The 8550-nt window shown below is 45.5% G+C and carries 7 protein-coding genes and 1 pseudogene; 5 read left to right on the top strand and 3 right to left on the bottom strand.

Going from position 1 to position 8550, the window contains the following annotated elements:
* From BACCOPRO_RS18590 to BACCOPRO_RS15755, 5 genes and pseudogenes are all read left to right on the top strand, one after another.
* A pseudogene (locus BACCOPRO_RS18590) lies at positions 1–276 on the top strand (ABC transporter permease); the annotation flags it as partial.
* A gap of 36 nt (positions 277–312) precedes the next feature.
* Positions 313–1380: a TonB family protein gene (locus tag BACCOPRO_RS18660; protein WP_309299849.1), complete on the top strand. Its 1068-nt coding sequence runs from the start codon at positions 313–315 to the stop codon at positions 1378–1380.
* Between the two features lie 105 nt (positions 1381–1485).
* On the top strand, positions 1486–3687 hold the full coding sequence (locus tag BACCOPRO_RS15765; protein WP_008145206.1) for a S9 family peptidase: 2202 nt from the start codon (positions 1486–1488) through the stop codon (positions 3685–3687).
* A gap of 20 nt (positions 3688–3707) precedes the next feature.
* On the top strand, positions 3708–4565 hold the full coding sequence (lipA, locus tag BACCOPRO_RS15760; RefSeq protein WP_022277882.1) for a lipoyl synthase: 858 nt from the start codon (positions 3708–3710) through the stop codon (positions 4563–4565).
* A gap of 154 nt (positions 4566–4719) precedes the next feature.
* Positions 4720–5721: a hypothetical protein gene (locus tag BACCOPRO_RS15755; protein WP_008145203.1), complete on the top strand. Its 1002-nt coding sequence runs from the start codon at positions 4720–4722 to the stop codon at positions 5719–5721.
* A 57-nt stretch (positions 5722–5778) separates the two neighbouring features.
* Here BACCOPRO_RS15755 and BACCOPRO_RS15750 read toward each other — a convergent pair whose 3' ends face one another.
* Genes BACCOPRO_RS15750 through BACCOPRO_RS15740 form a run of 3 tightly spaced genes read right to left on the bottom strand, consistent with a single transcriptional unit; the run spans position 5779 to position 8388 of the window.
* A complete protein-coding gene (locus tag BACCOPRO_RS15750; RefSeq protein ID WP_008145201.1) occupies positions 5779–6486 on the bottom strand; it encodes an SAM-dependent methyltransferase in 708 nt (235 codons plus the stop codon).
* A 25-nt stretch (positions 6487–6511) separates the two neighbouring features.
* A complete protein-coding gene (locus BACCOPRO_RS15745; protein WP_008145198.1) occupies positions 6512–7519 on the bottom strand; it encodes a gliding motility protein GldB-related protein in 1008 nt (335 codons plus the stop codon).
* 11 nt (positions 7520–7530) lie between these two features.
* The gene (locus tag BACCOPRO_RS15740; RefSeq protein WP_008145197.1) at positions 7531–8388 is read right to left on the bottom strand and encodes an enoyl-ACP reductase FabI; all 858 of its coding nucleotides are present in this window, start codon (positions 8386–8388) and stop codon (positions 7531–7533) included.
* Between the last annotated feature and the right edge of the window lie 162 nt (positions 8389–8550).

The raw sequence follows: 8550 nt of genomic DNA, 5'->3' as shown, positions 1-8550 counted from the left end.
ACGTCTATCCCGTTACTGTTTATTTCGGGTATTTCCTGGCCGGGAGCAGCAGTTCCATCATTCTGGAAAGTATTTTCCTGGCTGTTTCCCTCAACCTTCGGAATCAATGGATTCGTACAAATCAACAATATGGGAGCGACCTTGCAGGAAGTCTTGCCGGAGTATCGGGCCTTATGGATACAAGCCGGAGTTTATTTTCTGACAACCTGTCTGGTTTACCGCCGGCAAGTCATGCTCAGCCGCCGGCATGCCCTGGAACGTCTCCAGAAGTTAAGAAGCGGAAACGTCAGCCGTCGTTTCATCTTGCCTGTAATGATCAGCATGATCTGTATCAGTATTCAGGCTGCTGTTCCGGGTCCTGCCCAAAACGGCAAGACCGATTATCGCATTACGGTCAAAAAGTCAAACGGTGATCCGCAGCTCGGAGTCTTTTTGAGAATCATGGGACGCACTCAGGAATATACTGGAAATGCTCAGGGAATCATTTCTTTTCAGGAAGAAAGCAGTAACAATATCTTCCGTACGGCAAATCTTTTTTTCACCGATGATAAAAAGACTCCGGTACTGAGCTTCCGGCTGAACGAAGCAGCTCAAGATACCATTATCTATCTGGACAGTCCGGAAGACCGCAGACTGTTCAAACAAAGCGGACAACTGTATCCGATTGAAGGATATGTACTGGACAACCAGGGAAAACCCATTACAGGTGCGGTAGTCAGCATTCAGGGTACTGGAAGAAAAGCCCTGACCGATGAAATCGGACTGTTCCGTCTCGATGCGGATTTCAGCCATCCCATAACGATACGTGCTGACGGTATGGAGAACCTGTCTCTTTCTATACAGCCTTTCTTACAGAATACTTCCGAACCTTATCCGATTCGTCTGCAACCTAAAGGCTCAAACCGCATTTACACAAGCGTAGAAGAAATGCCGGAATATCCCGGAGGCATGAAAGCTTTTCAGGAATATCTGGACCGGAAAATAACCTATCCGGAAGCTCTCAAGAAAAACAAGACGGAAGGTATTGTCATCATTCAGTTTGTCGTGGAAAAAGACGGAAGTATCTCAACTCCTCACGTAGTCCGTCCGCTGGAAGCAACACTGGATACCCTGGCGCTGAAAGCAATTCAGGAAATGCCCCGGTGGACTGCCGGCAAAGATCATGGTACTACGGTTAGATGCCGCTATTCTCTGCCTGTATCGTTCAAGGTTCCGGAAGAGAAAGTTGTTGCAACTCCGTCTTCACGGCGTAGACGGCCGGACACGGCTGCCAAGCCTCAACCGGTACGCCCCGTGTTCAAATTAGGATGGTTAAAGCCTCAGCCCCTGTTTATTCCTCCCCGGCCTGCCGTTATCCCGGAAAAACTCCCTTTGAAATAAGGCAACAACATGTAATTTACCCGCATTTAAAGACATAACATGTCGTTGCTCTCATTTTATTGTCGTATCTTTGTCCGAGTATAACTGATAAAACCAAACAAAACCATGAAACGATTTTTCACCTTGCTGTTGTTGGCCATCTTTGTCACAGGCATACAGGCACAACAAAAAGTAACATTGCGGGACATCGCTCAGGGAACTTACCGGGCACAGGGTATCAGCGGACTGAAACCCATGCTGGACGGCGAGCATTACACCCAGATCAGCAGCGATCACAAACGAATTGTCAAATACTCGTTCAAGACCGGAGAAGAAGTCGGAACCCTTTTCGATGTGACCACGGCACGCGACTGCGACCTGAAGTCCTTCGATGATTATATTCTTTCTCCCGACGAAAAACTGATTCTGATCCAGACAGAAACCAAACCTATTTACCGCCATTCCTTCACTGCGGTATATTATATCTACAATGTCAAGAATAACAAGATGGAACCGCTTTCCAACAATGGTCCTCAGCAAGTTCCTCTTTTCTCTCCGGACGGTAACCAGATTGCCTTTGTACGCAACAACAACATCTATCTGGTGAAACTGCTTTTCGGCAACAGTGAATCACAAGTCACCAAAGACGGAGAATACAATCATGTACTGAATGGTATTCCAGACTGGGTGTACGAAGAAGAATTCAGCTTCAACCGGGCTTTCGACTTTAGCGCAGACAGCAAAATGATTGCTTACGTACGCTTTGATGAAAGTGCCGTTCCTATGTTCTCTTTCCCCTGGTATAAGGGACTCGCACCGGAAAAGACTTCCTATGCCACTTATCCGGGAGCATACGAATATAAATATCCGAAAGCCGGCGAAGTAAACTCCAAAGTCAGCGTACATACTTATGATATCAAGAGTCACGTTACTCGCAAAATGGATTTGCAGATAGACAGCGACGGCTATATTCCCCGCATCAAGTTTACATCTGATCCGGAAAAACTGGCAATCATGACTTTGAACCGCCATCAGAACCGTCTGGATCTGTACATGGCCAACCCACGCAGCGGCCTTTGCAAGGTAGCGATCCGTGATGAAGCAGAACAGTATATCAAAGAAAGTGCTTATTCAAACATTAAATTCTATCCGGAACACATCGTCATGATGAGCGAGAAAGACGGATACAACCATCTTTATCTGTACACCATTGCCGGAAATCTTGTAAAACAGATCACAAAAGGACAATTTGAGATTACCTCTTTCCTGGGATGGGATCAGAAAGCCAATGTCTTTTATTATGCCAGCAACGAAGGAAGCCCGCTCCGTACCGCAATCTATAAAATAGACGGAAAAGGTAAAAAGACTAAATTGTCTACCCGTACCGGAAGCAACAGTGCAATCTTCAGCACGAACCAGAAGTATTACATCAATACGTTCTCCAATATCAGCACACCGACACTGATTACCTTAAATGACAATCGGGGTAAAGAACTGACAACTTTGCTGGATAACAGCAAACTGAAAGCACAGACAGCCCAGCTGAATATGCCGCAGAAGGAATTCTTTACCTTCCGTACAAGCAGTGGCGTGGAATTGAACGGATGGATGATGAAACCTGCCAATTTTAATGCCAACAAAAAATATCCGGTCATCCTGCATCAATACAGCGGACCGGGTTCTCAGCAGGTTATTGACCGCTGGGGAATCGGAAGCTTCGGCGACGGAGGCTTGTTTGAAGCTTATATGTGCGATAAAGGATACATCATGGTTTGTGTAGACGGCCGTGGAACCGGAGGAAGAGGAGCTGCTTTCGAAAAATGTACTTACCTGCAACTGGGTGTCAAAGAAGCCGAAGATCAGGTGGAAACTGCACGCTATCTGGGTACACTGCCCTACATTGACGGTAAACGAATCGGAATCTGGGGATGGAGCTTCGGAGGATATAATACACTTATGTCAATGAGTGACGGAAGCGGCGCCTTCAAGGCCGGAGTAGCTATCGCAGCACCCAGCGACTGGCGCTTCTACGATACTGTATATACAGAACGTTTCATGCGCACTCCGAAAGAAAATGCTGAAGGCTACGACGCCGGATCTGCCATCAAACGTGCTCCGCAACTGAAAGGAAGCCTGTTGCTGATCCATGGTACAGCCGATGACAATGTACATTATCAGAACTGTGCTGAATACAGTGAGGCGCTGGTACAGGCAGGTATCCAGTTTGACATGCAGGTGTACACGAACCGTAATCATGGTATCTTCGGCGGAAAAACCCGAGAACACCTGATGAACCGGGTAGCCAACTTCTTCATCCAGAATCTTTAAACCTCTTTATTCTGAAAGGCATGGAACACGTTAAGAAACCGGAATGGCTGAAGATCAGCATTGGTACCAACGAACGGTATACGGAAACCAAGAAAGTTGTAGACACCCATAAACTGCATACAATCTGCAGCAGCGGACGTTGCCCGAATCTTGGAGAATGCTGGGGAAAAGGAACCGCCACATTTATGATTGGTGGAGAAATCTGCACCCGGTCCTGCAAGTTCTGTAACACCCGGACTGGAAAACCTCTGCCACTGGATCCGCAGGAACCAGAAAGAGTGGCTGACTCCATCCGGCTTATGAAACTGAATCATGCCGTAGTTACTTCCGTAGACCGGGATGACCTGGAAGATCTGGGTGCTTCCCATTGGGCACGTACTATTGCCGCCATCAAACAAACCAATCCGGACACAACACTGGAAGCACTGATCCCCGACTTTCAGGGAAGAGCGGAACTGATCAGACTGGTTACAGATGCCCGGCCGAATATTCTTTCGCACAACATGGAAACTGTGCGAAGAATCAGCCCGCTGGTACGAAGTGCAGCCCGTTATGACACAAGCCTGAAAGTAATCCGACAGATTGCCGAAAGTGGCATCACTGCCAAATCAGGAATTATGGTCGGACTTGGAGAAACGGTTGAGGAAGTAGAAGAAACCATGGATGATCTGCTGGCAAACGGTTGCAAGATCCTGACTATCGGCCAATATCTGCAACCCAGCCGAAACCATTATCCGGTGGCGGAATATGTCACTCCGGAACAGTTCCAGGCCTATAAAGAAACAGGACTCTCTAAAGGATTTGAAGTTGTGGAAAGCGGTCCTCTGGTCCGTTCTTCCTATCATGCAGAGAAACATTTCCTGAAGATCAACAAATAGTGTCTGCAAAATCGGACACTTCTGACAACAGATTCGGATAATCCGGAGAAGCAGTCTTCCAACTGCAAAATTTCCAGATTATCCGAATTGTTTTTATCACTTTTCATAAACAAACAAGCTTTTCCTGTTGTTACATTCATAAAAGGAAAAACGAATGGAATTTTTATTGAAGCATAAAGACAAAATCGTATCTTTTGGCCTGTTGCCAACCATCATAACGCTGATCGGTCTGCATTTTTTTCCTACAACAGAAATGCTGGGAGTCGGACTGGTTATCAGTATTACAGCTCTTCTATACGATATTTTTCACCTAAAAGGATTGAATTTCTTTTTGCTTCAAGGAACCATCGGTATCGGCCTATGCTTCTTCTTAAGAGTATTTTATGGCTATCAGTATGTTCCTCTGAATGGAATAACCCCTGCATTGGAGTTCATGCTACTGATCTTTGCCTCCATTCACGTCATTGCCCCCGATATCTATTTTTTCTTGCTCAAGAAATTACGGCTGACTTCCCGGTTCTCATACATACTGGAAGCCAGAACCATTTTCGCGTTGTCTGCCATCCATCTGATTATTCTGCAAATCATGATCTCCCGTCATGCACCGCTCAGCGAGAACTGGAGATTCTTTATGGGAAATGTAATTCCTGTATCTATTTATATTCTCTGCCTGATTGCAAATATTACCGGTATCCGGATGGCTGCCAAATACGATATACTGAAAATTGTCATTCGCATCGCACCTTTATGCTGTGACAAACTGCTTTTGGTACGCCGTGAAGACAATAAATGGGACCTGCCAGTGATCCGTACTTACAACGGAGCTTTAAGAAAGGCTGATTCGTTTGCAGAACGATTAGTGGAAGACTTTCTGCATTACAAAAAAAGAATCCCCCTGATGATGGTCCAGTCGTACACGGCATCTCATCCCAATCCCGACTGTTTTCCATTAAAGACACAGCTGTATATCCTGCCGGTAGAGAATATTTCCGACGTCACGGTTCCCGGAGGAGAATATGTTCCGATTGATAAAATAATGGAAAAAAGTTTTCCCAAGGCAGAACGCCTCTATAAAGAACTGCTTCAAATCTGGATGGTCAGCGACGTCTGGAAAGAAATGGGCACTCCACCGGTGATAAAGAAAAAACTACGCTGATCCGATTCCGGTAAACCATTTTTTCTGCATTACCGGAATACAAACTTCTGCTCTCCCTTATTTGTATAACAAAAAGATACAAGGAATCTTGCTCAGATCAGGCAAAGCTATACCCTTCCATTCCTTGACCGTACGCGTCTTGATATACTCTCCTTCACAAGTTATATTGGCTGCGATACACAATTTGGTCTGCGGTCGGCAAGCCTTCAGTATATCATCCAGCATCTTATGATTCCGGTAAGGAGTTTCAATGAAAAGCTGCGTCTGATGTTCCGAATAAATCCGCCCTTCAAGTTCTTTCAGCCGCTTGGAACGTTCATTCGGTTCAATTGGCAGATAACCGTGAAAAGCAAAACTCTGTCCGTTGAATCCCGAAGCCATTACGGAAAGAATGATGGAAGAAGGCCCTACCAGCGGAACAACCTTCAGATTCCTGCGCTGGGCAATAGCCACAACATCTGCTCCCGGGTCAGCTACGGCCGGACAACCAGCCTCTGAAATCACGCCCATGGAATGACCTTCCGCCAAAGGATTCAGATATCCCGAAATATCTTCCGGTGAAGTATGCTTGTTCAGCGGATAAAAAGAAAGAGTATCAATGTCAATTTCCCGATCTACCTTTTTCAGAAAACGACGTGCCGAACGGACATCTTCCACAATAAAATGCTTGATTTCACGAATGATACCGGCATTATAAGCCGGCAAGACTTTGTCAATGGCCGTATCGCCCAGTGTCACGGGCAACAAATATAAGGCTGTTTCCATAAAGAATTCTTTAGACTATGTTTAATCAGGGATTAAAATCCATTTCCTGCAACAAAGTGTGGCAGTCTTTCCGCTGAAGCAACTGCTGCACAGTTACCTCCTTATGCTGCGACATATAAGCATCCACCAGCTGTACTCCCATCCATGTTCCCAGGAACGGAGGAACTTTCTTTCCGCCAAAAATCACACTCGGATCAGGGTGTGTATAAGCACGGATCAGCATGGGATCAGTAGAAGACAAGTGATTCCGTTCCTTCATCCATTCCCAGATACTGGAAATATTCTTCTGACACCATTCCGTTTCTTTTGCCGTATAGTTCAGCAACTTTCCGCTTTCCGTATCATAATTCAGAATCTTATCCATCACCCAGGCCACTTTGCCATGGTAAATCATGATATCAAACAATGTGCGATTACCTTCTTCCCAGGGAAAGGGATATTGGCTGTAAAGATAGGACATCAGACAATCGGGCACAATACAATCAGGATTCATCGCCCGAAGCTGATAATTGTAATAATAGCGTTTGTAAAGGGGATAATCCGCTCCCATATACTTGTCGATGCTGAAGCCCAGCAGACTGTCGCCTACCACCACCGACTGATTTAAAGCCGAAACTTGCGAATAGACCTGAGGAATCACGAGATCAGGCAGTTCTTTCTTCAACTTCCGAAAGCCTTCGGTCAGTCCCTTCTCGATATCCTTCATATCCTTGAACTTCACAAGTGTGGCATCTTCCATGATCCGTTGCAGGATGGAATCAGAATAATATGCACACAACCGCTCGTTGATATCCGTATCTTTTGCTCTTCCGATGTCAAGCACTCTTTCAATCAGCAGCTTGGTGGCCTGCGGACATTCGGTACTCATTTTCTGCAAGGCCGAGAAACTGTTCAAGGCAAAAGCTTCATACTGCAGGCGGTCGTAACGGATCACCTTGATATCCACATCAGACAAAGCATCGTCTTTCTGCCCGCCGGAATGGCAGGCAGAAAGTGTCAGAATGCTTATCAATATGAATATCCATCTACGCATGAATACGCTGATTATCCGTAGATGATGTTACCGTTTTCGTCTTTGTATTCATCCAGTCCCTTTTCATAAGTTGCCATGGCACGCAAGCTCATACCAACGCTGGAGAAACCTCCGTCGTGGAACAGGTTCTGCATGGTCACCTTACGGGTCAGGTCAGAGAACATCACGATACAGTAGTCTGCACATTCGTCAGCAGAAGCATTACCCAGCGGAGACATACGGTTGGCAAAGTCAAACAGCTTGTCCATACCCTTCACTCCTGAACCGGCAGTGGTCATGGTCGGTGACTGAGAAATCGTATTGATACGAACATGATGTTCACGTCCGTAAATATATCCGAAGCTACGTGCAATAGATTCCAGCAAAGCCTTTGCATCAGCCATATCGTTATAACCATAGAATGTACGCTGTGCAGCAACATAGCTCAAAGCAACGATAGAACCGTATTCATTGATTGCATCCAGCTTCTTGGCTGACTGGATCATTTTATGGAATGAAACAGCAGAAATATCCAAAGTTTTGCTCAACATGTCATAATCCAGGTTGTCATAAGTACGTTTCTTACGAACGTTCGGAGACATACCGATTGAGTGCAGAACGAAGTCAATCTTTCCTCCCAGCACTTCCATTGAACGCTTAAATACATTTTCCAGATCTTCCACAGAAGTAGCATCAGCCGGAATCACTTCGCAGTTCAGCTTCTCTGCCAATGCAGAAACCTCACCCATACGTACTGCCACAGGGGTATTGGACAATGTAATCATGGCACCTTCTTCAACAGCTTTTTCGGCCACTTTCCAGGCAATTGACTGTTCGTTCAATGCACCAAAAACAATACCTCTTTTACCTTTTAGCAAATTATAACTCATACTTATTTTAATTATATATTCGCCACAAAGATACAAACAAATCCTTAAACACAGGCTTTTTCTTCCATGAAATATTTTGAACTCCATCAAAATGAGAGAGTAAAAAAAGACTTCGGCATTTACATGAAAACGTCGAAGTCTTTTCATGCAAACGCCGAAGTC

The sequence above is a fragment of the Phocaeicola coprophilus DSM 18228 = JCM 13818 genome, from assembly GCF_000157915.1.
Lineage (GTDB): Bacteria > Bacteroidota > Bacteroidia > Bacteroidales > Bacteroidaceae > Phocaeicola > Phocaeicola coprophilus.
Note: the sequence above shows the minus strand (reverse complement) of the source record. Positions and strands in the feature narration are given on the sequence as shown.

Coding starts and splice junctions, on each gene's coding strand:
- BACCOPRO_RS18660 (WP_309299849.1), top strand. CDS start 313: ATGATCAGCATGATCTGTATCAGTATTCAGGCTGCTGTTCCGGGTCCT.
- BACCOPRO_RS15765 (WP_008145206.1), top strand. CDS start 1,486: ATGAAACGATTTTTCACCTTGCTGTTGTTGGCCATCTTTGTCACAGGC.
- lipA (WP_022277882.1), top strand. CDS start 3,708: ATGGAACACGTTAAGAAACCGGAATGGCTGAAGATCAGCATTGGTACC.
- BACCOPRO_RS15755 (WP_008145203.1), top strand. CDS start 4,720: ATGGAATTTTTATTGAAGCATAAAGACAAAATCGTATCTTTTGGCCTG.
- BACCOPRO_RS15750 (WP_008145201.1), bottom strand. CDS start 6,486: ATGGAAACAGCCTTATATTTGTTGCCCGTGACACTGGGCGATACGGCC.
- BACCOPRO_RS15745 (WP_008145198.1), bottom strand. CDS start 7,519: ATGCGTAGATGGATATTCATATTGATAAGCATTCTGACACTTTCTGCC.
- BACCOPRO_RS15740 (WP_008145197.1), bottom strand. CDS start 8,388: ATGAGTTATAATTTGCTAAAAGGTAAAAGAGGTATTGTTTTTGGTGCA.